The sequence below is a fragment of the Microbacterium sp. ZW T5_56 genome, from assembly GCF_044987425.1.
In the GTDB taxonomy this organism is placed as follows: domain Bacteria; phylum Actinomycetota; class Actinomycetes; order Actinomycetales; family Microbacteriaceae; genus Microbacterium.
The window spans coordinates 1-830 of sequence record NZ_JBJDRI010000078.1 but is presented as its reverse complement, the minus strand read 5'-3'; the positions used below and the strand labels follow the sequence as shown (position 1 = coordinate 830).

1 pseudogene is annotated in these 830 nt (G+C 71.0%); it reads right to left on the bottom strand.

The annotated features are described in order from the left end of the window. Positions 1–830, bottom strand: a pseudogene (locus ACI3KU_RS18975) (transcription-repair coupling factor); the annotation flags it as partial.

Here is an 830-nt window from a genome sequence, read left to right as displayed (position 1 = left end):
GGGTGACGAAGTCGCCCGCACCAAGATCGACGGGCGCGTCCGCTCCGCCGGTGGCGGCGTTCCACGCGGCCTCGAGGAATTCACGGTTGGTCTCGCCGAGGGTGATGGAGCGCGACGTCGCGCGCTCCGGGTCCACCAGGGCCACTGCGGCGCGCTCGGGCAGATAGTCGGCAAGCGAGACGAGCGGACCGGCGACCGCGGGGCTGAGCGACTCCATGCCCTCCACAGGGATGCCCTCCGCCATCTTCGCCAGCATCCCAGCGACGCCGGGGAAGGACGGTTCGAGCTCGGCCGCACGCGCGCGCACCGCGGTCGTCAGCAGCAGCTCACGGCTGGGCGGGAGGACGACGCCGTCGATGTCGCCGGGCAGCGAGCGCTGGTCGGCCACCGAGAACGCGCGGATCTGATCGACCTCGTCCCCGAAGAACTCGATGCGGTAGGGGTGATCCGCCAGTGGCGGGAACACATCCAGGATGCCGCCGCGAACAGCGAACTCACCGCGGCGGGACACCATGTCGACCCGCGCATAGGCGAGCTCCACAAGGAAGGTGACGACATGTTCCAGCTCATGCCCGCGCTCCCGAACGTTCAGCTCGATGGGGGCGATGTCGCCGAGACCCGCGGCGAGAGGCTGCAGCGCCGCACGCACCGAAGCGGTCACGATGAGCGGCGCGGAGGCGTCCCACCTCCGCAGCCGCCGCAGCACTGCCATCCGGCGCCCGACGGTCTCGGCGCTGGGGCTGAGGCGCTCGTGCGGCAGGGTCTCCCATGCGGGGAAGCTCATCACCTCGGCACCGGGGATGAGGCACTCCAAGGCGGATGCGAGGGAT